22 protein-coding genes are annotated in these 21,226 nt (G+C 61.2%); 7 read left to right on the top strand and 15 right to left on the bottom strand.

Going from position 1 to position 21,226, the window contains the following annotated elements; genetic code table 11:
* Positions 1-270 precede the first annotated feature (270 nt).
* The 6 genes from msrQ to KGA89_RS05825 all read right to left on the bottom strand — a co-directional run bounded on the left by msrQ (position 271) and on the right by KGA89_RS05825 (position 6,249).
* Positions 271-891 carry a protein-methionine-sulfoxide reductase heme-binding subunit MsrQ gene (gene msrQ / locus KGA89_RS05800; RefSeq protein ID WP_003205600.1) on the bottom strand — a complete coding sequence of 207 codons (621 nt, stop codon included), beginning with the start codon at positions 889-891 and terminating at the stop codon, positions 271-273.
* The gene (msrP, locus tag KGA89_RS05805; RefSeq protein ID WP_123351436.1) at positions 891-1,904 is read right to left on the bottom strand and encodes a protein-methionine-sulfoxide reductase catalytic subunit MsrP; all 1,014 of its coding nucleotides are present in this window, start codon (positions 1,902-1,904) and stop codon (positions 891-893) included. The genes msrQ and msrP overlap by 1 nt, the downstream gene beginning before the upstream one ends.
* A 75-nt stretch (positions 1,905-1,979) precedes the next feature.
* A complete protein-coding gene (gene pssA, locus KGA89_RS05810; RefSeq protein WP_013694218.1) occupies positions 1,980-2,825 on the bottom strand; it encodes a CDP-diacylglycerol--serine O-phosphatidyltransferase in 846 nt (281 codons plus the stop codon).
* Positions 2,826-2,969: 144 nt separating this feature from the next.
* A complete protein-coding gene (gene ilvC, locus KGA89_RS05815; RefSeq protein ID WP_003185459.1) occupies positions 2,970-3,986 on the bottom strand; it encodes a ketol-acid reductoisomerase in 1,017 nt (338 codons plus the stop codon).
* Between the two features lie 44 nt (positions 3,987-4,030).
* Positions 4,031-4,522 (bottom strand): acetolactate synthase small subunit, encoded by a 492-nt coding sequence (gene ilvN, locus KGA89_RS05820; protein ID WP_003205610.1) that lies wholly within the window; start codon positions 4,520-4,522, stop codon positions 4,031-4,033.
* Positions 4,523-4,524: 2 nt separating this feature from the next.
* Positions 4,525-6,249 carry an acetolactate synthase 3 large subunit gene (locus KGA89_RS05825; RefSeq protein ID WP_003205612.1) on the bottom strand — a complete coding sequence of 575 codons (1,725 nt, stop codon included), beginning with the start codon at positions 6,247-6,249 and terminating at the stop codon, positions 4,525-4,527.
* A 401-nt stretch (positions 6,250-6,650) separates the two neighbouring features.
* On the opposite strand from KGA89_RS05825, the gene KGA89_RS05830 reads away from it, so the two are divergent.
* Positions 6,651-7,073 carry a DUF4124 domain-containing protein gene (locus KGA89_RS05830; RefSeq protein WP_013694219.1) on the top strand — a complete coding sequence of 141 codons (423 nt, stop codon included), beginning with the start codon at positions 6,651-6,653 and terminating at the stop codon, positions 7,071-7,073.
* 6 nt (positions 7,074-7,079) lie between these two features.
* Here KGA89_RS05830 and KGA89_RS05835 read toward each other — a convergent pair whose 3' ends face one another.
* The 3 genes from KGA89_RS05835 to mrcB are packed head-to-tail and all read right to left on the bottom strand — an operon-like array spanning position 7,080 to position 10,463.
* The gene (locus KGA89_RS05835; protein ID WP_003205615.1) at positions 7,080-7,409 is read right to left on the bottom strand and encodes a YqcC family protein; all 330 of its coding nucleotides are present in this window, start codon (positions 7,407-7,409) and stop codon (positions 7,080-7,082) included.
* Positions 7,409-8,128 carry a tetratricopeptide repeat protein gene (locus KGA89_RS05840; protein WP_003205617.1) on the bottom strand — a complete coding sequence of 240 codons (720 nt, stop codon included), beginning with the start codon at positions 8,126-8,128 and terminating at the stop codon, positions 7,409-7,411. Before KGA89_RS05840 ends, KGA89_RS05835 begins: the two co-directional genes overlap by 1 nt.
* Positions 8,129-8,144: 16 nt before the next feature.
* The gene (gene mrcB / locus KGA89_RS05845; RefSeq protein ID WP_223470877.1) at positions 8,145-10,463 is read right to left on the bottom strand and encodes a penicillin-binding protein 1B; all 2,319 of its coding nucleotides are present in this window, start codon (positions 10,461-10,463) and stop codon (positions 8,145-8,147) included.
* Between the two features lie 119 nt (positions 10,464-10,582).
* On the opposite strand from mrcB, the gene KGA89_RS05850 reads away from it, so the two are divergent.
* From KGA89_RS05850 to KGA89_RS05860, 3 genes are all read left to right on the top strand, one after another.
* The gene (locus KGA89_RS05850) at positions 10,583-12,139 is read left to right on the top strand and encodes an AAA family ATPase (RefSeq protein ID WP_223470878.1); all 1,557 of its coding nucleotides are present in this window, start codon (positions 10,583-10,585) and stop codon (positions 12,137-12,139) included.
* A gap of 90 nt (positions 12,140-12,229) precedes the next feature.
* Positions 12,230-12,571, top strand: coding sequence for a pentapeptide repeat-containing protein (locus tag KGA89_RS05855; RefSeq protein WP_003205621.1), 342 nt, complete (start codon positions 12,230-12,232; stop codon positions 12,569-12,571).
* Positions 12,572-12,801: 230 nt separating this feature from the next.
* Positions 12,802-13,074 (top strand): TfoX/Sxy family protein, encoded by a 273-nt coding sequence (locus KGA89_RS05860; RefSeq protein WP_003205623.1) that lies wholly within the window; start codon positions 12,802-12,804, stop codon positions 13,072-13,074.
* A 222-nt stretch (positions 13,075-13,296) separates the two neighbouring features.
* On the opposite strand, the gene KGA89_RS05865 is transcribed toward KGA89_RS05860, so the two are convergent.
* Genes KGA89_RS05865 through KGA89_RS05880 form a run of 4 tightly spaced genes read right to left on the bottom strand, consistent with a single transcriptional unit; the run spans position 13,297 to position 16,847 of the window.
* Positions 13,297-14,151 carry a ChaN family lipoprotein gene (locus tag KGA89_RS05865; protein WP_223470881.1) on the bottom strand — a complete coding sequence of 285 codons (855 nt, stop codon included), beginning with the start codon at positions 14,149-14,151 and terminating at the stop codon, positions 13,297-13,299.
* Between the two features lie 16 nt (positions 14,152-14,167).
* Positions 14,168-14,935 carry a heme ABC transporter ATP-binding protein gene (locus KGA89_RS05870; RefSeq protein ID WP_003205626.1) on the bottom strand — a complete coding sequence of 256 codons (768 nt, stop codon included), beginning with the start codon at positions 14,933-14,935 and terminating at the stop codon, positions 14,168-14,170.
* Positions 14,935-15,918, bottom strand: coding sequence for a FecCD family ABC transporter permease (locus tag KGA89_RS05875; RefSeq protein ID WP_167331299.1), 984 nt, complete (start codon positions 15,916-15,918; stop codon positions 14,935-14,937). The genes KGA89_RS05870 and KGA89_RS05875 overlap by 1 nt, the downstream gene beginning before the upstream one ends.
* Before the next feature lie 50 nt (positions 15,919-15,968).
* Positions 15,969-16,847, bottom strand: a complete 879-nt coding sequence (locus tag KGA89_RS05880) for a hemin ABC transporter substrate-binding protein (RefSeq protein ID WP_038857101.1) — start codon at positions 16,845-16,847, stop codon at positions 15,969-15,971.
* Positions 16,848-17,102: 255 nt separating this feature from the next.
* On the opposite strand from KGA89_RS05880, the gene KGA89_RS05885 reads away from it, so the two are divergent.
* Positions 17,103-17,420, top strand: coding sequence for a Rieske (2Fe-2S) protein (locus KGA89_RS05885; RefSeq protein WP_223470883.1), 318 nt, complete (start codon positions 17,103-17,105; stop codon positions 17,418-17,420).
* On the opposite strand, the gene sfsA is transcribed toward KGA89_RS05885, so the two are convergent.
* Together sfsA and KGA89_RS05895 are read right to left on the bottom strand one after the other, a co-directional pair.
* A complete protein-coding gene (gene sfsA, locus KGA89_RS05890) occupies positions 17,376-18,122 on the bottom strand; it encodes a DNA/RNA nuclease SfsA (protein ID WP_223470885.1) in 747 nt (248 codons plus the stop codon). The genes KGA89_RS05885 and sfsA overlap by 45 nt on opposite strands.
* Positions 18,122-19,294: a pyridoxal phosphate-dependent aminotransferase gene (locus tag KGA89_RS05895; RefSeq protein ID WP_223470887.1), complete on the bottom strand. Its 1,173-nt coding sequence runs from the start codon at positions 19,292-19,294 to the stop codon at positions 18,122-18,124. The genes sfsA and KGA89_RS05895 overlap by 1 nt, the downstream gene beginning before the upstream one ends.
* Positions 19,295-19,645: 351 nt before the next feature.
* Here KGA89_RS05895 and dksA point away from each other — a divergent pair, with 351 nt between their 5' ends.
* Together dksA and gluQRS are read left to right on the top strand one after the other, a co-directional pair.
* Positions 19,646-20,089, top strand: a complete 444-nt coding sequence (gene dksA / locus KGA89_RS05900; RefSeq protein ID WP_003185494.1) for an RNA polymerase-binding protein DksA — start codon at positions 19,646-19,648, stop codon at positions 20,087-20,089.
* A 222-nt stretch (positions 20,090-20,311) separates the two neighbouring features.
* Positions 20,312-21,202, top strand: coding sequence for a tRNA glutamyl-Q(34) synthetase GluQRS (gluQRS, locus tag KGA89_RS05905; protein ID WP_223470889.1), 891 nt, complete (start codon positions 20,312-20,314; stop codon positions 21,200-21,202).
* Positions 21,203-21,226: the final 24 nt, after the last annotated feature.

A 21,226-nucleotide genomic window follows, 5' to 3' on the forward strand; every position in this document is an offset into this window, starting at 1 on the left:
TGCGCTTCCGATCTCTCGTTAGCGGGAGGCGAATTCTACAGCGTTACTCGCTGCTGTCAACACCTCTTTTTCACCGCTTTCGACCGAGAAGATCGAACCGCTGATAGAGCCAAACAACACCGCTCTATCTGCTCCTTCCGGGCGTCGATGAACTGAAGCCCAACACCTTCGAAACTTACTTAACTCATTGAATCTCAAGGAGTTTTCCGTTTCGACTGCGCCGGAAGTGGGGCGAATTATAGACTTCCAGAATCTGCCGTCAACCCCTAATTACGCTTTTGTTGCAGAAGGAACTTTCCTACCCAGCAAACGCGGGATCCGACGCATAACCGGCGGGACTCTCAGCATCAACAGTACAGCCCCTATAAAGGCGTATATCGCCCACTCCTTCAGATCTGCCCGCACGATCCACAGCATATGCAACAACCCAAGCCCCAGGATCAGATAAACCAGGCGGTGCAATTTCTTCCAGCGCACGCCAAGCCGCCGCTGACTGTAGCGATTGGATGTGACCGCCAGCGCCAGCAGGCCGAGAAAGCCAAGCGCCCCGACAATAATGTAAGGCCGCTTGCTCAACTCGACGCCCAGCTGCGACCAGTCGAACCCCAATATGAACGCCGCATACCCGCTCAAATGCAGCACCACATAAGTAAAGCACCACAACCCCAACTGCCGCCTGACCGCAATCCACCCTGCCCATCCCGTCAGCTTTTGCAGCGGCGTCATGCTCAAGGTGATCAACAACAGGATCAACGTGCCCAACCCGAGCCGATCCACCAGCACCTTGCCCGGGTCAGGACCCAGCGAGTTCATCAAGGCCTCGTAAAGCCAGAACAAGGGCCAGATCGCCGCCGCGATGAAGACGCCGATTCGCCAGACTGGAAAACGCATCAGTAGTCCTTCCTCAGGTCCATCCCTGCATATAAAGAAGCGACTTCATCCTGATAGCCGTTGAACATCAACGTATCGCGAACATTGGGACTGAACAGCCCGCTCGGTAAACGACGCTCATGCGCCTGGGTCCACCGCGGATGATCGACCGTCGGATTGACGTTGGCATAGAAACCGTATTCGTCAGACGCGATGCTCTGCCAAGTCGTCTTCGGCTGCTCACTCACCAGACTGATACGCACGATGGACTTCACACTTTTGAAACCGTATTTCCATGGGACCACTAGCCGCAGCGGCGCGCCATTCTGGTTCGGCAACTCCCGTCCGTACATTCCCACCGCCAGGATAGCCAACGGATTCATGGCCTCATCCAATCGCAAGCCTTCGACATATGGCCAGTTGATCAAGGCGAAACCGGAACGCTGCCCCGGCATGACCTTGGGATCCTGCAGGGTTTCGAAGCGGATGTACTTGGCCTTGGAGGTCGGCTCGACCTGCTTGAGCAATGCAGAGATGGGGAAGCCAATCCACGGAATAACCATCGACCAGGCCTCGACACAGCGCAATCGATAGATACGCTCTTCCAGTTGATAAGGCTTCATGAAGTCTTCCAACCCGTAGCGTCCCGGCTTGCCCACCTCCCCGTCCACGACCACGCTCCAGGGCTCGGTCTTCAACGACCCGGCATTGGCTGCCGGGTCTCCCTTGTCGGTTCCGAACTCATAGAAGTTGTTGTAATGGGTCGCGTCCTTGAACGGCGTGATGGGCTCATTCTTGACCGTGACCGCGCCCCATTGGACTGAAGGCAGTTTCTCGGCAAACCAGGACGGCGCCTTGCCGGGCTCGACATCGGCATACCGCGCCGCATCGGCAGCACTGGCCCATTGAGGCAAGCCGCTGACGGCGAGGCCAGCCAGGGTTGCACCGAGCATTTGTCGACGGGATAGATAGAGGGATTCGGGCGTGACGTCCGATTCACGGCAGTCGGACGACTTGGGGATCTTGATCAGCATGACAACTCCGCAGTATTGGAGGGCAGGTGCACCAATAGACTGCGGAGTATGGGGGAAATTACATTAAGGCAACGTTTAGCGTCGGCGAAGACGCAACAAGTATTGCACCGGTCCGGAGGCGGCATAGCCCAGGAACACCAACAACAGGATACGCGGCGGATCACTGAACACCACTGCGAACACCAGCACCACCGCCAGAATCGCCACGAACGGCACACGGCCCTTCAGATCCAGCTCCTTGAAGCTGTTGTACTTGATATTACTGACCATCAACATCCCGGCCGCCGCAACCAGCAACGCCACCAGGAACGACATTTTCGACCCCTGGATGCCGTAGTCGCTGAATGCCCAGACAACACCTGCCACGACACCCGCCGCAGCCGGACTGGCCAGGCCGATGAAGTAACGTTTGTCAGCCTTGCCAACCTGGGTGTTGAAACGAGCCAGGCGCAACGCCGCCCCCGCCACATAGATAAAGGCAACCATCCAGCCGACCTTGCCCATGTCCCCCAGCGCCCAACCGAACGCCAGCAAGGCGGGAGCGACGCCAAAAGCGACCATGTCGGACAGCGAATCATATTCGGCGCCAAACGCACTCTGGGTATTGGTCATGCGAGCCACGCGCCCGTCCAGGCCATCGAGCACCATGGCGACGAAGATCGCAATGGCGGCGAACGCGAAGTAACGGCTCGCCCCTGCGCTATCGCCAGCGCTCAAGGCAGCCTGGGCACTCATGGAGCTGATGATGGAATAGAAACCGGCGAACAGGTTCGCGGTGGTGAACAGGTTCGGCAACAGATAGATGCCACGATGCCGGACCTTACGGCCTTCAGCGTCATGGCCTTCTTCGACGTGCTCATCGATGGGCAACAGGCTTTCGGCGTCAGGAGCCTGGTTTGGCTCGTCGGGACGTTCGCTCATGGACAATACCTTGCAACGGTGTGAAAAAATTCGACAGATGTCTGGGACGACGGTTCGGCCGCAAACGATGCAGCTTTATACCAGAAGCCACCGCCCAAACGAAAAAACGCGGCCGAGGCCGCGTTTTTCGATCAAGTTCGCGACTTAGTTCTTGGCTTTGTCGACGATCTTGTTGGCACCGATCCACGGCATCATCGAGCGCAGTTGCTCGCCGATGATTTCGATACCGTGAGCGGCATTGTTGCGACGCTTGGCGGTCATCGAAGGATAGCCGGTAGCGCCTTCGCTGATGAACATCTTGGCGTATTCGCCGTCCTGAATACGTTTCAGGGCGTTGCGCATGGCCTGACGGGATTCGGCGTTGATGACTTCCGGACCGGTCACGTACTCGCCGTATTCGGCGTTGTTGGAGATCGAGTAGTTCATGTTGGCGATACCGCCTTCATACATGAGGTCAACGATCAGCTTCAGTTCGTGCAGGCACTCGAAGTAGGCCATTTCCGGCGCGTAGCCAGCTTCAACCAGGGTTTCGAAACCGGCCTTGACCAGCTCGACGGTACCGCCGCACAGAACGGCTTGCTCGCCGAACAGGTCGGTTTCGGTTTCGTCCTTGAAGGTGGTTTCGATGATGCCGGTACGGCCGCCACCCACGCCAGCAGCGTAGGACAGGGCCACGTTCTTGGCGTTGCCGGACGCATCCTGGTAGATCGCGATCAGGTCAGGGATACCGCCGCCTTTCACGAACTCGGAACGCACGGTGTGACCCGGGGCCTTCGGCGCGATCATGATCACGTCGAGGTCGGCACGTGGCACAACCTGGTTGTAGTGGATCGCGAAACCGTGGGAGAAGGCCAGGGTGGCGCCTTTCTTGATGTTCGGTTCGATTTCGTTCTTGTACAGCGCCGATTGGAACTCGTCCGGGGTCAGGATCATGACCAGGTCGGCCGCAGCAACGGCAGAAGCCACGTCGGTCACTTTCAGGCCATGGGCCTCGGCCTTGGCAACGGTGGCCGAGCCTTTACGCAGGCCGACAGTCACGTCAACGCCGGAATCTTTCAGGTTGCACGCTTGGGCGTGACCTTGGGAGCCGTAGCCGATGATGGCGACTTTCTTGCCCTGGATGATCGACAGGTCGCAGTCTTTATCGTAGAAAACTTTCATGAATTTCCCCTATATCCGGCCGTTCAGGCCATTCGCTAATTTGGTTAGATGCTCAGTACTTTGTCGCCACGGGCAATCCCGGTGACGCCACTGCGTACGGTTTCCAGAATCGAGGCAGTGCCGATCGATTGAATGAAGCTGTCGAGCTTGTCGCTGGTACCGGTCAACTGAACGGTATAGACGCTGGCGCTGACATCGACGATCTGCCCACGATAAATATCGGTAGTGCGTTTGATCTCGGCGCGCTGGGCGCCGGTGGCCTTGACCTTGACCAGCATCAGTTCACGCTCGATGTGAGCGCTTTCCGACAGGTCCACCAGCTTGACCACCTCGATCAGCTTGTTCAGGTTCTTGGTGATCTGCTCGATGATTTCATCGTGCCCTACGGTGGTCAGCGTCAGACGCGACAGGGTCGGATCTTCGGTTGGCGCCACGGTCAGGCTTTCGATGTTGTAGTTGCGCTGCGAGAACAGGCCCACAACACGAGACAGCGCACCTGGTTCGTTTTCCAGAAGCAGGGAAATAATATGTCGCATGATTAGGTACGCTCCGTCTTGCTCAGCCACATATCGCGCATGGAGCCGTCTTTGATCTGCATCGGGTAGACGTGCTCGCTGGTGTCGACCGCAATATCGATCACCACCAGGCGATCCTTCATGGCGAACGCTTCCTCCATCTTCGACTTCAAATCCTTCGATTCGGTGATGCGCACGCCAACGTGACCGTAGGCCTCTGCCAGCTTGACGAAATCAGGCAACGATTCCATGTACGAGTGCGAGTGACGGCTGCCGTAGCTCATGTCCTGCCACTGGCGAACCATCCCCAACACGCCGTTGTTCAGGATCACGATCTTCACCGGCAAACCGTATTGCAGGCAGGTGGACAGTTCCTGGATGTTCATCTGGATGCTGCCTTCGCCCGTGACGCAGGCGACATCAGCCTCTGGAAAGCTTAACTTGATGCCCATGGCCGCCGGAAAACCGAAGCCCATGGTGCCCAGGCCGCCAGAGTTGATCCAGCGATTGGGCTTGTCGAACTTGTAGTACTGCGCAGCGAACATCTGGTGCTGGCCCACGTCGGAGGTCACAAAGGCATCGCCCTTGGTCACTTCGCACAGGGTTTCGATCACGGTCTGCGGCTTGATCACGCTGCCGTCACCCTTGTCATAAGGGAACAGGCCGCGATCGCCGCGCCATTCATCAACCTGCTTCCACCAACTGGCCACGGATTCCTTGTTTGGAACCTCGCCGATTTCCTTGAGGATGGCGACCATTTCGGTCAGCACGCTCTCTACAGGACCGACAATCGGCACGTCTGCCTTGATGGTCTTGGAGATGGACGCCGGGTCGATGTCGATGTGGATGATCTTGGCGTTCGGGCAGAATTTCGCCGGACCATTGATGACGCGGTCGTCGAAACGTGCGCCGACCGCCAGGATCACATCGGCGTGGTGCATCGCCAGGTTGGCGGTGTAGCTGCCGTGCATGCCGAGCATACCGATGAACTGACGGTCGGTGCCCGGGAACGCGCCCAGGCCCATCAGCGTATTGGTGACCGGCAGGTTGAGCATTTTCGCCAGTTCGGTCAGCGGCGCGGAGCCACCACCGAGGATCACGCCACCACCGGAGTACAGCACAGGGCGCTTGGCTGCCAGGAGCATTTCGGCTGCCTTGCGGATTTGCCCGGAGTGGCCGCGCACGGCCGGGCTGTAGGAACGCAGCTTGGCTTTTTTCGGGAAGATGTATTCGAACTTCTCGGCCGGGTTGGTCATGTCTTTCGGAACATCGACCACGACCGGGCCCGGACGACCGGATTCTGCCAGGTAGAAGGCCTTCTTCATGACTTCCGGGATTTCCGACGCGTGCTTGATCATGAAGCTGTGCTTCACGATCGGCCGGGAGATACCGATCATGTCGGTTTCCTGGAATGCGTCGGTACCCACCATGGTGCTGGGCACCTGGCCGGAAATGATCACCATCGGGATGGAGTCCATGTACGCGGTGGCGATACCGGTGATGGCGTTCGTGGCGCCTGGACCGGAAGTCACCAGTACCACGCCGGCCTTGCCGGTGGCACGGGCATAGCCGTCAGCCATATGGGTGGCGGCCTGCTCGTGACGAACCAGGATATGGGTCACTTCCGGTTCTTTGAACAGGGCATCATAGACATGAAGAAGAGCACCACCGGGGTACCCGTAGATATATTTGACGCCTTCGTCACGCAAAAAGCGGACGAGCATCTCACCGCCAGATAAAAGCTCCACGTTGTTCACCTCTAAAACGCCAGAATACCGACCCACAAGAAAGGGACGGGTCTTAATAGGTTTACTTCTCGGCAGAGCATGAGCGACGGTGGTCGCCGACTACGTCAGCACTGACTGAGCAAGTATTGGGATCGTCCCAAGTGTTGCGGGCCTTTCCCACCCAGCGCGAGGTAACGCGTTGCGGGTGTAACAGGTCGGCGCGGATGTGCGCCTCATGATCTGCTGAGTGGGTCTGCTTCTGGCAGTCCCTCTACAGCGGACTTTGGATTCTTCTGTTTCGCCTCCTTCAAGTCAAGTCGTCTATGTGTTTTATTCGAAGTAAGCGCATGAGAACGCAAGAAAAAACCTTTAAACGGCAACTGTGTTAGCTTCAATTGCGCAACCCATGACAAGGAAACAGCATGCGAATGATCTTCTTGACGGCCAGCCTGCTGGTTGGCCTGAGCCCGATGTGCATGGCCGGTCAGGTCTACAAATGGGTGGACGCCCAAGGCGTTACCCACTTCGGCGCCCAGCCGCCCGAAGGCACGGAGGCCACGACCGTGATCAAGTCCGCCCCGCCGCCCGCCAAACCGGCGGCACCGCCGTCTGGCGGAGTCATTGGCGACCAGAAGGCCATCGACCAACAGGTCAAGAAACAGATTGCCGAGCAGGAAGCCCAACTCAAGGCGTTCTGCGAACAGGCCCGGACCAATCTGGCGCAATTGCAGAACAACCCCAGGGTGCGCGAAGACGTAGAGGGGGAAATGCGTCGCCTCACCGAAGAAGAGCGGCGCCAGCGGATCGACGAGACCCGCAAGCAAATCGAGGAGAATTGTCAGTAATGCCGGTCAGCCGGCGTTGCTGATCAACTGATCGAACTGCGCCAGCAGCCGCTGCAACTCGATGCCCTGCCCTGGCCGCTGGGCATAGACCATCTCGGCCATGGCAAGGATGCCCGAGGCGTTGGGCAGCGGCAGGTCGTTTTCCAGGATGGCTTTCATCCTGGGCAGGAAGATCCATTGCAGCCATTGCTCGAAGTCCAGGGTGTCGACCGCGAACGGCTCGACACTGGCCAGTGCCTGCGCCGAAGGCGAAACATCGCTCCACCAGCCCTGGACCCGCAGTTCCCGCTCGATCAACAACAACTGATCGGCGATTTGAGGAAAACGCGTATCCATCAAAGCGAAACCTTGGCCTTCTGACGGGCCAATGCCGCGCCAGCGGAATCGCCCTGTTTCTCACGGGCCTGGGCGATCAACTCCCACAGGCTGGCCTGAAGTGCCGGGCGACCACTGGAGAATGTCAGGCCACGACGGGCCAGCTGTTCGGCTTGCGGCGCATCGCCCTGGGCCATGCGCACCTGGGCCAGGCGATAAAGCACCTGGGGTTCGCGCGGCGCGACACGCTGGGCACGCTCCAGGCTGGAAGACGCACCGTTGAGGTCACCACCGGCCTGTTGCTGTTGCGCCGTGGTCAACAGGGCCAGAACCGGGCCGTCGAGCTGTTCATCGGCGGACAGACCACCGGCTCCTGCCGATGGAATGCTGCTCGGCGTCGAAGGCATGCTGTAGCTGCCCTGGTCGATCGGCGAGGTTTCGATTGGCCCGGGGGTGATCGGGCCCGGCGTGATCGGCGTGCTGCTGATCGGCGCCGAGGTCGTCGCGCCGCCACCAGGCACCATCACGACGACACCGGTGTCGCCCTGCGGGATTGCCTGGACCTGGCCCTGCGCCGGCCGCTTCACTGTCGTTTGACGGAAACCGCCATTGGCCGAGACCCGCTCGCTGTTGGAAACAGCGGTGCCGGAATCAACGACCGGAATCGAACCGCGTTGTACGGTAGAGCAACCACTGAGCAAAGCCACGGCCGTTACCGCTGGAATCAACCACTTGTTCACTTGAAACCCTCTTTGCTTAATTCATCCAGTCCTTGACCCAATCCATCACCGATTCGGCGGGATTCGTGCCGCCACAGGCTGCACCGGGTGGCGGTTCGCTGCCGCGAATATACGGCATCTGCACGGCGCCCGGGCAATTGGCATCGGAGCCTTGCCCCGTGCGCGAATCAACCCACGCCTGGACGATGTTGTCCGGTTGCGGCATGTCCAGCGGCAACGGGTCGGCCTTGCGCATGAAGCTGGTCCAGACCTGCAGCGCACCGGTGGCACCGGTGAACGGGGTCTTGCCATTGTCATCACGTCCGAGCCAGACCACCGCCAGCAGGTCCTGGCTGAAGCCGGCAAACCAGCTGTCGCGCGAGTCGTTACTGGTACCGGTCTTGCCCGCCAGGGTCAGGGTCCGGGGCAGCACGTTATAGACCGAGCTGCCGGTGCCTTCACGCATGACCCGCTGCATCGCGCTCTGGATCAGGTAAATGGAGGCCGGATCGAAACGCTGCTGGACCTGGAACGGATAACGCTTGAGCGGTTCGCCATCGGCGGTCAGCACGCTGCGGATCCCGCGCATCGGCGTATTGAAGCCGCCGTTGGCCAGCGTCTGGTACATGGCCGCCACTTCGATCGGCGTAAGGCCACCGGCCCCCAGCAACATCGATGGGAACGCCGGGAATTCGCGACTAACCCCCAGGCGCGCCAGGGTCTTGAGTACGTTCGGCACGCCGACTTCCAGCCCGAGGCGAGCCGTCGACAGGTTGTAGGAATGCGCCAGCCCCTGGTACAGGAACACTGTGCCGTGGGAACGACGATCATAGTTCTGCGGTTTCCAGACCTGGCCATCGGCGCCCTTGACCGAGAAGGTCTCATCCGACAGCCAACTGGTCAGCGTGTATTGGCTCGGCTTTTCCAGGGCGGTGAGGTACACCGCCGGCTTGATCAGCGAGCCAATCGGACGCACCGCATCCAGCGCTCGGTTGAAACCGGCGAAACTGGCCTGCCGGCTGCCGATCATGGCCTGGACTTCACCGGTTTCCGGGTTGGTCACCACCATGGCCGCTTCAACTTCGTCGGCGCCCTTGCGCCCACCCAGCCGCTTGAAAGTGTCCTCGACCGAGGCTTCAGCCTTCATCTGCAGGATCGGATCGAAACTGGTGAAGATGCGCAGGCCTTCTTCGGTCAAGTCTTCGTCGCGGTAGTCTTCCCGCAGCTGACGCTTGACCAGATCCATGAAGCCGGGGAAGGAGCTGTCCGCCAGGCTGCCGCGCTTGGTCACGCCCAACGGCATCTTTTTCGCCGCTTCGACTTGCTCGGCCGTCGCCACACCCTGTTGTTGCAGCAGGTCGAGCACCAGGTTGCGCCGTTCGAGGGCGCGTTCCGGATTACGACGCGGGTTGTAGGAAGACGGTCCCTTGACCATGCCCACCAGCAACGCCACCTGATGCAACTTGAGTTCGGACAGCGGTTGGCTGAAGAAGAACTGGCTGGCGAGGCCGAAACCGTGCACCGCCCGTTGACCGTCCTGACCGATAAATACCTCGTTGAGGTACGCCTCCAGGATCTCCTGCTTGTCGTAGTGCAGCTCCAGCAACAACGCCATCATGGCTTCGGTGAGCTTGCGGGTCAGGCTGCGTTCGTTGGTCAGGTAGAAGTTCTTGACCAACTGTTGGGTCAGGGTACTGCCGCCCTGGCGCATGTGGCCCGAGGAGGTATTGACCCAGATGGCCCGGGCAATCGACTTGGGCGAGACGCCGAAGTGATGGTAGAAGTCGCGGTCTTCGACGGCGATCAGCGTATCGAGCAGGAACGGCGGCACCTGGTCGATCTTGATCAGGATCCGGTCTTCGAGGTTCTTGGGGTACAGGCCACCAATGAGCAGCGGCTCAAGGCGCACCACCGACAGGCTTGCGTTGTTGGCGCCGGTCAGCGCAGCGACATAATCGCCGGAAAAACGCACCCGCACCGGTTGTGCCTGCTCCATGCCTTCATAGAACTGAAAGCCACGGGTGTTGAGGTCGATGGTATTGCCATTGACCGAGGCCGCACCCGGACCATTGGCCACGCTTTCACGGCGATAACCCAAGGCATCGAGCTCGGTCAGGAAATCATCCTTGCTCAGCTTCTGTCCGACGAACAGCTCCAACGGCCGGGCATAGACCTTGGCCGGAATGGTCCAGCGCTTTCCGGAGAACTTCTCCTGGACCACGGCATCGAGATAGACCGCAAAACCGGCGAGCACGACGAGGCCCACCAGGCTGAGTTTAAGGGCCCAGCCCAGCCAGGGCCGCAGGCGGCTGGCGGGTGGTTTCTTGGGGGTACGGGGGGATCGGGTACGAGTCATGGCGGCGGATTATACGCACTTTGCCTCGGTTCAACATGAGCCCTCCACGCGGTTTGCGTTAGCGCGGCTTGCGGCCATAATGACGGCCTTGAATTTTTCCAGTCTATGAAGGACCGCCCGTGAGCCAATCCCTGATCGCTGCCCTGCAAAACCCGGCCCTCTACCCACATCCCGTCGAAGGGTTCCAGGTCATCGAGACCCACATTTCCTGGGTATTGCTCACTGGGCCATACGCCTACAAATTCAAAAAGCCGGTCAACTTCGGCTTCCTCGACTTCACCAGCCTCGAGGCGCGCAAGCACTTCTGTGGTGAGGAGTTACGCCTCAACCAGCGCCTGACCCAGGACCTGTACCTGGACGTCCTGCCGATTACCGGCAGCGCCGAAGCGCCACAGCTGGGTGGCGACGGCCCGGCCATCGAGTACGCCCTGAAGATGCGTCAGTTCCCGCAGAGCGAACTGCTCAGCACGCTGCAAGCCAACGGCGAACTGACCACCGCGCACATCGACGAGATGGCCGCGCAGATCGCCCAGTTCCATCTCTCCACGCCCAAGGTGCCCGCCGAAAACGACGCCGGCACCCCGCAAAGCGTGATGGCACCGGTGCTGCAGAACTTCGAACAGATCCGCCCGTTCCTCAACGACAAGGCCGACCTGTTGCAACTCGAAGCCCTGCAAGCCTGGGCCGAGAGCAGCTTCGAACGCCTCAAGCCGCTGTTCACCCAACGCAAAGCCGAAGGTTTCATCCGCGAATGCCACGGTGATATCCACCTGGGCAACGCCACCGTGATCGACGGCAAGGTGGTGATTTTCGACTGCATCGAGTTCAACGAACCGTTCCGTTTCACCGACGTCTACGCCGACACCGCATTCCTGGCGATGGACCTGGAGGACCGAGGCCTGAAATCGCTGGCACGGCGCTTCGTCAGCCAGTACCTGGAACTGACCGGTGACTACCAGGGCCTGGAGCTGCTGAACTTCTATAAAGCCTATCGTGCCCTGGTCCGGGCAAAAGTCGTGTTGTTCAGCATGCCGGCCGAAGCCGATCCGGTGCAGCGCGCCACCACCCTGCGCCAGTACCGCAACTACGCCAACCTGGCGGAAAGCTACAGCACCATTCCTTCGCGCTTCCTGGCCATCACCCACGGCGTCTCGGCCGTTGGCAAAAGCCATGTCGCGATGCGCCTGGTAGAGGCGCTGGGCGCCATTCGCCTGCGTTCGGACGTGGAGCGCAAGCGTCTGTTCGGCCAGCAACAAGTACCCAACGATCCAGAGGCCGGCATCTATAGCAGTGACGCCAGCAGCGCTACCTACGCCCGCCTGCATGAAATCGCCGCGGTGATCCTGCGCGCCGGCTTCCCGGTAGTGATCGATGCCACTTACCTCAAGCGCGATCAACGCGACGCAGCGGCGAAAATCGCCGAGGCCACCGGTGCTCCGTTCCTGATTCTCGACTGCGACGCGCCGCAAGCGGTCATCGAAAGCCGCCTGGCACAGCGTCAGGCCGACCAGAAAGACCCCTCCGATGCGAACCTGGCGGTCATTGCCGCACAACAATCCAGCCGCGAAGCCCTGACCCCGGCGGAAATTCTCTGCAGCAAACGGGTCCAAACCAATGAAAGCGGCACACTCGACATCGTGGTCGCGCAGATCCGTCAGCGCCTGCCAGGCCTGTAGATATTTTTTCGGCCGTGAAGCGATGCCCGGCTTCACGGCCGTCAAATAGTGGCACTATACTGGCGTCATAAAACCAACAGGTGATATGAAATGAGCCTTCCCAAGCTTCTCAATACCCCGCTATATGCCTTGCTGCGCAAAGACGATATCGCCGGGTTCAACAACGAACGCCCACAAGGCCCGGTCGACATGCGTGGCGGCGACTTTCGAGGCCTTGATCTGCGGGAACTGAATGCGGACGACGTTGACTTCAGCGACGCCTACTTCCGCTCCGCCGATCTGCGTGGCATCGATTTTCGCAAGTCGTCACTGGAAGGCGCGAGCCTGGCCCACGCGCAAATCTCCGGTGCCTACTTCCCGCCGGAACTGTCTGCGGACGAGATCCTGATGTCGATGAACTTCGGCACCCGGTTGCGCTACCGCACTCGCTGAACCTGTTTGAAGCGGGTCGGCCAACGAGCGGACCTGCCACAGGCTGAACGGATCTCCAGCGCCCCCGCTTGCGCTGGAGCATATAGTTTGCAGCCTTTCCCACCCCATCGTGCGTAATGCATTAGAAGCTTTTGCGTCGAATCCGACCAAACAATCACGCTTTTCCTACTGACCGCTACACTGCTCAGAAGCTTGCCCACTGCACCAGTCGGCCGTCGCAAGGAGGCTCGATGAATGATGAACTGCAACACCTGAAGAATCTGGGCAAGACATCAGCCCAGTGGCTGCACGCTGTGGGCATCCACAGCGCATCCGATCTACGCCGGCTCGGCGCGGTGGACGCCTATCGCGCCGTACGCACGCGCGGCTTCCGGGCTTCCAAGGTGTTGCTGTACGCCATCGAGGGCGCGTTGATGGATGTGCATTGGAATGACATTCCCGCCGAGCGCAAAGAAGCCCTGAATAAACAGCTGGACGCCATTTCGACGCGCCACAAGGCCTGACGCCCTTTCGTTTCCTGCACGGACCCTGACCGCGAGGTTATTTCGGCGAATCGCAAAACAATGTTTGACATGGTAATGAGAATCGCTATGATTACCACATCCGGTCGCGAGACTGGTCGATATTTGAACAGCCCTTGGTTCGGACTCTCAGATATCTCCTCATCAGGCTAATCACGGTTATTTGACCCGGCTTTTGCCGGGTCTTTTTTTGCCTGTAGAAAATCACTTTCCGACGTGTTCACGCATCTGCGCACAGTAATCCTGTGGCGGCATGGCCGGCGTGTACCACACGTAATCCGCCATGGCCGACGTCACCTCACTGCCCTCCTCGGCCAGCATCAGGACGATCGGTGCCTCGCTGGCGCCAAGATCCAGCGCATGCAGCGGCACACCAACATCCTTTCGCGCATGCCAGGCACCGGCGAACAACAATGCCGGTGTCGGCGCTTGCAGCAGGCGTTCGGCCATGCGTCGGTCACGCTGTTGCTGCACGGCCAGCATCGCCGGCATTTGCGACTCTGGCAGCAAACCGCAGTGGGATTCACGGATTTGCCCCAACAATTCGTCCTTCACAGTGACTGCATTGGAGCGAGCGCCCATCAAGCCCGGTGCTTGTCGATAGAAGCGCTGAATCTCGGCGGCGTCCAGATTGGCGGCCAACAGCGGATAGCGTTGCGCCAGGGCAAACTCGACGACGGGGCCATACAGGCTCCAATCCCAGCCGGGCGACCAGCCCAGTGCGCCGGGCAGGTCCTTCGGCAAGGCGGGTAACTGGCGGACCGAATCAACGCGTGGCTGCTGGGCGGGGGTGAGCATTTCCAGCAACAGACTGCCCTGGGCCCGCTGCCCGGCCAGGGCCTGGAGCAGCCAGACCTGCAGCGCGTGGTGATCGCGATTGTCGTGCCGCTCCCCCACCACCACCCGAGGCGCCTTGGCCAAGCGTTCAACCAATGCCTGGGGCGTCACGGCCTGGCCATTGTGCAAATCACGGATTCGTCCGCCGAGTGGGGGCGGTGCGATGCTCTGACACGCCGTCAGTACACTCAATGCCAGAATCAGAAGCAGGCGCACGTCCATATCCTCCAGGGTGCCCTCAGCGGGCAATGATCAATGGATGCCCACGCTCCGGATGGTCTTGCACCAGCACGTCCAAGCCAAACACCGCCTTGAGCGGTTCCGGGCGCAGCACATGCCGGGGCGTGTCCAGGGCCACCGGCCGACCGGACGCGAGCAGCAACAGGCGATCACAGTAACGCGCCGCCAGGTTCAGGTCATGCAGGATCACCAGCACGGCAGCGCCGCGACTGGCGAATTCACGCACCGCCAGGAGGATGGTGTGCTGGTGCAGCGGATCGAGCATCGAGGTCGGCTCGTCCAGCAACAGGGTTTGCCCCGCTTCACCTGGCCACAACTGCGCCAACACCCGCGCCAGGTGCACCCGCTGACGTTCACCGCCGGACAACGCCAGGTAACTGCGACCGTGCAGATGCGCGGCGTCTGCCGCTTGCAGCGCCGCGGCGACGACTTGCTCATCGCGCACTCGACCACTCTGGTGCGGCAGGCGCCCCATGCCGACGACCTCCTCGACACGAAAGGCGAAATCCAGGGTCGAGGACTGCGGCAAGACCGCCAGGCACCGGGCGCGCTCGGCACCCTGCCACTGGGCCAATGGCCGGTCATCGAGCCAGACCTGCCCCTGGGCCGGGCGCAGTTCGCCGCACAGCCCCGCCAACAAAGTACTTTTACCTGCGCCGTTGGGCCCAAGCACTCCGAGCACTTCGCCAGGGTTGAGTTCGAGATCGACGTCCGCCAGCACCGTCTTGCGGCCACGTTGAATGTGCAGGTTCTGCGCTCGCAGCATCAGGCGCGCCCTCGCACCAATAGATAAAGGAAGAACGGCGCGCCTATGAAGGCCGTGACAATGCCGATCGGCAATTCCGCAGGGGCCAGGGCCAGGCGCGCCACCAGGTCGGCGAACAACAGCAGGCTGGCACCCGCCAACACCGAAGCGGGCAGCAACACACGGTGGTCGGGGCCCGCCACCAGGCGCACCAGATGCGGCACTACCAGCCCGACAAAGCCGATCATGCCCGCCGCCGCCACCGCCGCGCCAACCCCCATGGCCGTACAAAACACCAGTTCACGCTTGAGGCTTTCGACGTTAACGCCCAGGTGGGCAGCCTCGGACTCCCCTAGCAACAGTGCATTGAGCGCCCGGGCCCGCCGTGGTAGCCAGAGCGCCACGCCGACGCTGACCAGCAACAGCGGCCACAACCGCGCATAGCTGGCGCCGTTGAGACTGCCCAGGTTCCAGAACGTCAGGGTGCGCAGGGTCGCGTCGTCCGCCAGGTAGGTGAACAGGCCGACGGCCGAACCGGACAGCGCGGTCAGGGCAATACCGGCCAGGAGCATGGTCGCGACATGGGTCTGGCCGTTGCGTCGCCCGAGACGATAGACCAGCGCCGTAACGCCGAGCCCGCCAAGAAATGCACACAACGACAGCACGTAGGGGCCAAAGGCTTCGGGCAACCCACCCAGCGCCGAGCCACCGACAATGGCGAACGCGGCGCCCAGTGCCGCACCGCTGGACACACCCACCAGCCCCGGGTCCGCCAGTGGGTTGCGAAACAACCCCTGCATCGCCACACCGGACAACGCCAACACCCCGCCCACCGCCAACCCCAGCAAGGTACGCGGCAAGCGGATCTGGCCAAGGATCAGTTCGGCCTGCTCCAGGCCATCGGCGGCCACCGGCAAGCCCAACAGACGCAAGGCAGCGCGCAAGGTGTCGAGCAACGGCAAACTTACCGGCCCCAGGGCCAGGGACAGCCAGGTTGCCAGCAGACACAGCAGGCCCAGGCCAATGAACAAGGTACCTGGCTTGACCAACGAGGTCATGGCGCCGTGGCCGACGCAGCCGGATAAAAGCCTGCCGTCAGTGTCATCAGGCTTTGTGGCAACCGCGGGCCCAAGCCGCCTACCAGCAGCGTCGGATCAAGCTCCATGACGCGCCCGTCCCTGGCGGCCCGGGTCGAAGAAAGAATCGGGTTTTCCCTGAACAACGCCGCACGCGCTTCTTCACCGCTCAAGGCACGGTCAGCAAAGACCAGAACTTGCGGATTCAGGCTGGCCAGGGTTTCCACGGAAAAAGACTTGTAGCCGCTGTGGGTCGCCAGGTTGTGACCGCCGGCCTGCTGTAACAACCAATCAGCGGAAGTGCCCTTGCCCGCAACCAGTGGTTTGCCGCCGGAACTACCCACCAACAGCAATACGCCGGGAGCCTTTTGCTTGCGCTGGGCTTCGGTCACCCGGGCCTGTTGCTGGGTGAGTTGTTTTTGATAAAGGTCGAACAACCGCGCCGCCTCGGCCTCGGCCCCCAGCAGTTTTCCCAGGTGCCGCAAATTGCCCTGCAGGGCCGGCAGGTCTGGTGTGGCCGAGAACAGTTCGACCTGCACACCGGCGCTGCGAATTTGCGCCAGCACGGGCGGTGGCCCCATTTCCTCAGTGCCCACCAGGATCTGCGGACGCAGGCTCAGCACGCCCTCCGCCGACAGCTGTCGCTGATAGCCAACACTGGGCAAGGCCCGCAAGGATTCAGGATGCTGGCTGGTGGAGTCCACGCCCACCAGCTTCGATTCGCCCCCCAGCGCACTGACCCACTCCGACACGGCGCCGCCGGCACTGACCCAGCGTTGCGGCAATTGAGCCGCGCTGGCCCCCTGGTTGACCAACAGTGCGACACAGAGCGCAACAACGCGGATATTCAGGCGCATCGGGCAGCTTCCTCAAAGAAGTTTTTCACAGGACCGGGCATGGCCAAGTATCCTCAGCCTCCTGCGAAGAAGGCGCCATTTGATAATTGTTTTCATTTGACCGTCAAGCGTGGATCTTTTGCCACACGAAACCTTGTGGGAGCGAGCTTGCTCGCGATAGCGGCGAGTCAGTCACCGAGATGTTGAATGTGCCGCCGTCATCGCGAGCAAGCTCGCTCCCACAGTGGATTCACTCCGACAAATATTGAGACACACATGAAGTTTCTTTGTACCGCCGCCCAATTGCCCGACAACGGCAGTCGCGGTTTCGACCTCGATGGGCGCAAGGTGCTGGCCGTGCGGCGTGCCGGCCAAGTGTATGCCTATCTCAACCGCTGCCCGCACCGGGGCGTACCGCTGGAATGGCAACCCGACCAGTTCCTCGACCCCAGCGCCACTCTGATCCAGTGCGCCACTCACGGCGCGCTGTTCCTGATAGAAAGCGGCGAATGCGTGGCGGGCCCCTGCGCCGGTCAGTTCCTGGCTGCGCTAGACAGCCGGGAGGACGAGCAAGGCATCTGGGTCGAGCTCTAGCAATACCGGCAACGCACGGTCCACCCACATCTGCTCGGATGTCAGCGTGACCCCATAGGCCAGCACCTCCACACCCGCCGCCACCGCATCACGCAAGGCCGCGGCGTACACCGGGTCGATTTCCTGTGCCGGGCGCACCGCTTCGATGCCGCTCAGGTTCACACAATACAGCTGCACCGCTCGCACACCTTCCCGGGCCAGGCAGGCGAGTTCCCTCAGGTGTTTGGCCCCGCGCAGGGTCACCGCATCGGGAAACGCCGCCACATTCGTGCCATCGAACCCCAGCGTGACACTTTTGACTTCGACCCAGGCCGAGCCTTGATCGTAGTCCAGGCGAAAATCGATACGGCTGTTTTCCACCCCATAAGCCACTTCCCGCTTGAGCCCGGTAAACCCTTTCAGTTCGCTGATGACCCCGGAGCGCAAGGCTTCTTCGACCAAGGCGTTGGCCCGCGCGGTATTGATGCAGGCGAGCCGCCCTTGAGGGGTTTCGCCGATTTCCCAGGTGCCGGGCAACTTGCGCTTGGGGTCGCTGGAGCGACTGAACCAGACACGCGCGCCTTCAGCCATGCAATTGAGCATCGAGCCGGTGTTGGGGCAGTGAATAGTGAGAAGTTCGCCGTGAACGGTCTCGATATCGGCGAGAAAACGCTTGTAACGTCGAATCAAGCGACCCTCTTCCAACGCAGGGGAAAAATGCATCAGCCTTGCCAGCTCCGTAGTCCGCGTTCGATTCGTGCCACCGCTTCCTGTAGCCGCGGCAGGCTCTGGGTGTAGGCGAAACGCACGTGGTGACCGGCCTGATGGCGGCCGAAATCCAGGCCCGGTGTAAAGGCCACGTGTTCGGTCTCCAGGAAGTGCTGGCAGAACGCAAAGGCATCGCCGCCGAACGCACTGATATCGGCATAGAGGTAAAACGCCCCTTCCGGCTCCACCGCAATACCGAAGCCCAACTCACGCAAGGCCGGCAGTAGAAAGTCACGGCGCCGCGCAAACTCGGCCCGTCGCTGCTCGAAGATCTCGATGGTCGCCGGCTCGAAACAGGCCAGGGCGGCGTACTGGGCCATGCTCGGCGCACTGATGTAGAGGTTCTGCGCGAGCTTTTCCAGCTCGCCGACAGCCGCCGAAGGGGCCACCAGCCAGCCAAGTCGCCAGCCGGTCATGCCGAAATACTTGGAAAAACTGTTAAGGACAAAGGCATCGTCATCGACTTCCAGCACGCTGGCGGCGTCGGTGCCGTAGGTCAGGCCGTGATAGATCTCGTCCACCACCAGATGGCCGTTGTGGCCCTTGGTGGCCTTGGACAGTCCCGCCAGCTCGTCCCGGGTGAGAATCGTCCCGGTCGGGTTGGCCGGTGAGGCCACCAACGCACCGACGCTGTCCTGATCCCAATAGCGGTTCACCAGGTCTGGCGTCAATTGGTAACGCACATCCGGCCCCACCGGCACCAATTGCGCCGCCCCTTCGACCAGGCGCAGGAAATGACGGTTGCACGGATAACCGGGGTCGGCCAGCAGCCAATGCTTGCCTGGGTCCACCAGCAAGGCGCTGGCCAGCAACAACGCGCCGGACCCGCCCGGAGTCACGAGGATGCGCCGGGGGGCAATCTCCACCCCATAGCGCTGAGCGTAGAAACCGGCGATGGCCTCGCGCAGCTCGGGAATGCCACGGGCCGCGGTGTAGCGGGTCTTGCCCGCCGCCAGCGCGGCCTGGCCGGCCTGGATGATTGGCTCGGCGGTGGTGAAGTCCGGTTCGCCGATCTCCAGATGGATGACGTCATGCCCGGCGGCCTGCAGTTCGTTGGCACGGGCCAGCAACGCCATCACATGGAAAGGTTCGATGGCGCGGCTGCGCGCACTGTAGGGCTGAGCCATTGGCCTTCCTTCAGGGGGAAAAAGAACCGATTCTACCCAACTCTCCAGCCAAGTCAGAAACAACTGCGGGAACGCGCGCGAACCGTAAGTGGTCTGAGCCCGTGAATTGCAGGAAATGACTCCCGCGATTGGCCCAGGCTTGACTAGAATCAAGCATTGAGCAGGTTTAAATCCCCACCGAAGCGAACCCGGCCACGTTTTACAAGCCCCGGCCACCGCAGGCTCGACAACCGGGAGTAGCGCGGCCCGATTTGATCTGGTAAGTTCGCCCGCTTGCAGCCGCAGGGCCGGCAGGTGTCGGTGATGGAGCAATCCTGCGTAGTGGATTACAAGAGTAGAGGCGGTCCATTCATGCCCACCCAAGCAAAGCAAAATCAAAATCAAACGCTCAGCGGGTTTGAGCCGTACGTCCCGCAAGCTGGCGAAGAGTACATGGGCGCCCCCATGCGCGCGCACTTCACCAAGATCCTGAACAAGTGGAAACAGGACTTGATGCAGGAAGTCGACCGCACCGTGGATCACATGAAAGACGAAGCGGCCAACTTCCCCGACCCGGCCGACCGTGCCAGTCAGGAAGAAGAGTTCAGCCTCGAACTGCGCGCCCGTGATCGCGAGCGCAAGCTCATCAAGAAAATCGACAAGACCCTGCAGTTGATCGAAGACGAAGAATACGGTTGGTGCGAGTCCTGCGGCATCGAGATCGGCATTCGCCGCCTGGAAGCCCGCCCGACAGCCGATCTGTGCATCGACTGCAAGACCCTGGCGGAAATCAAGGAAAAACAGGTCGGCAAGTAACTGCCGGGGCTGTCACCGAAACGGAGCGTTCATACGCTCCGTTTTTTGTTTCCGATACTTTCAATATCCCTGTGGGAGCGAGCTTGCTCGCGATAGCAGTGGGTCAGCCAGCGTTGATGTGACAGATACACCGCTATCGCGAGCAAGCTCGCTCCCACAGGGGGATATGCTTCGGCATCAAGATTTGTATTCCTACCGCTCAGACTCAGTAACATTCGCCTTATGACTGCCACCGCCCCCTACATCGGCCGCTTCGCCCCTACCCCCAGCGGCTACTTGCACTTCGGTTCACTAGTCGCCGCACTGGCGTCGTACCTGGATGCCCGCGCCATGGGCGGGCGTTGGTTGCTGCGCATGGAAGACCTCGACCCGCCCCGGGAGGAGCCGGGGGCGCAAGCGGCGATTCTCAAGGCACTGGAAAGCTACGGGTTCGAATGGGACGGCGAGATGGTTCGCCAGAGCGAGCGCCATGACGCCTACGATCAGGTCATCAACCGGCTGTTCAGCCAGGGCCTGGCCTACGCCTGCATCTGTTCGCGCAAGCAACTGGAGGCGTACCAGGGCATTTATCCGGGGTTGTGCCGCAACGCCGGGCACGACACCGAGGACGCCGCCATCCGCCTGCGCGTCCCCGAACTTGAGTACCACTTCACCGACCGGGTCCAGGGCGAGTTCCGCCAGCACCTGCGCCGTGAGGTCGGCGACTTCGTGATACGCCGCCGCGACGGGCTCTACGCCTATCAATTGGCCGTGGTCCTGGACGACGCCTGGCAAGGGGTGACCGATATCGTGCGCGGCGCCGACCTGCTGGACTCCACGCCGCGCCAGCTCTACCTGCAAGAACTGCTCGGCTTGCCGCAACCGCGTTACCTGCACGTGCCGCTGATCACCCAGCCCGACGGGCACAAGCTCGGTAAATCCTACCGCTCACCGCCCCTGGCAGCCGATCAGGCCACGCCACTGCTGTTACGGGCGTTGCGCGCGCTGGGCCAGCAACCGGGCCTCGAACTGGTCGATGCCAGCCCACGGGAACTGCTGGCTTGGGGCATTCGCCACTGGGATGCAGGCAAGATCCCGCGCACACTGAGCCTGCCCGAAGCGCAAATGCGTTGACGGCCCTTGCAGCTTGGCGCCCAT

It is taken from the genome of Pseudomonas sp. A-RE-22 (assembly GCF_019956035.1).
Lineage (GTDB): Bacteria > Pseudomonadota > Gammaproteobacteria > Pseudomonadales > Pseudomonadaceae > Aquipseudomonas > Aquipseudomonas brassicacearum.

Coding starts and splice junctions, on each gene's coding strand:
- msrQ (WP_003205600.1), bottom strand. CDS start 891: ATGCGTTTTCCAGTCTGGCGAATCGGCGTCTTCATCGCGGCGGCGATC.
- msrP (WP_123351436.1), bottom strand. CDS start 1,904: ATGCTGATCAAGATCCCCAAGTCGTCCGACTGCCGTGAATCGGACGTC.
- pssA (WP_013694218.1), bottom strand. CDS start 2,825: ATGAGCGAACGTCCCGACGAGCCAAACCAGGCTCCTGACGCCGAAAGC.
- ilvC (WP_003185459.1), bottom strand. CDS start 3,986: ATGAAAGTTTTCTACGATAAAGACTGCGACCTGTCGATCATCCAGGGC.
- ilvN (WP_003205610.1), bottom strand. CDS start 4,522: ATGCGACATATTATTTCCCTGCTTCTGGAAAACGAACCAGGTGCGCTG.
- KGA89_RS05830 (WP_013694219.1), top strand. CDS start 6,651: ATGCGAATGATCTTCTTGACGGCCAGCCTGCTGGTTGGCCTGAGCCCG.
- KGA89_RS05835 (WP_003205615.1), bottom strand. CDS start 7,409: ATGGATACGCGTTTTCCTCAAATCGCCGATCAGTTGTTGTTGATCGAG.
- mrcB (WP_223470877.1), bottom strand. CDS start 10,463: ATGACTCGTACCCGATCCCCCCGTACCCCCAAGAAACCACCCGCCAGC.
- KGA89_RS05855 (WP_003205621.1), top strand. CDS start 12,230: ATGAGCCTTCCCAAGCTTCTCAATACCCCGCTATATGCCTTGCTGCGC.
- KGA89_RS05860 (WP_003205623.1), top strand. CDS start 12,802: ATGAATGATGAACTGCAACACCTGAAGAATCTGGGCAAGACATCAGCC.
- KGA89_RS05865 (WP_223470881.1), bottom strand. CDS start 14,151: ATGGACGTGCGCCTGCTTCTGATTCTGGCATTGAGTGTACTGACGGCG.
- KGA89_RS05870 (WP_003205626.1), bottom strand. CDS start 14,935: ATGCTGCGAGCGCAGAACCTGCACATTCAACGTGGCCGCAAGACGGTG.
- KGA89_RS05880 (WP_038857101.1), bottom strand. CDS start 16,847: ATGCGCCTGAATATCCGCGTTGTTGCGCTCTGTGTCGCACTGTTGGTC.
- KGA89_RS05885 (WP_223470883.1), top strand. CDS start 17,103: ATGAAGTTTCTTTGTACCGCCGCCCAATTGCCCGACAACGGCAGTCGC.
- sfsA (WP_223470885.1), bottom strand. CDS start 18,122: ATGCATTTTTCCCCTGCGTTGGAAGAGGGTCGCTTGATTCGACGTTAC.
- KGA89_RS05895 (WP_223470887.1), bottom strand. CDS start 19,294: ATGGCTCAGCCCTACAGTGCGCGCAGCCGCGCCATCGAACCTTTCCAT.
- dksA (WP_003185494.1), top strand. CDS start 19,646: ATGCCCACCCAAGCAAAGCAAAATCAAAATCAAACGCTCAGCGGGTTT.
- gluQRS (WP_223470889.1), top strand. CDS start 20,312: ATGACTGCCACCGCCCCCTACATCGGCCGCTTCGCCCCTACCCCCAGC.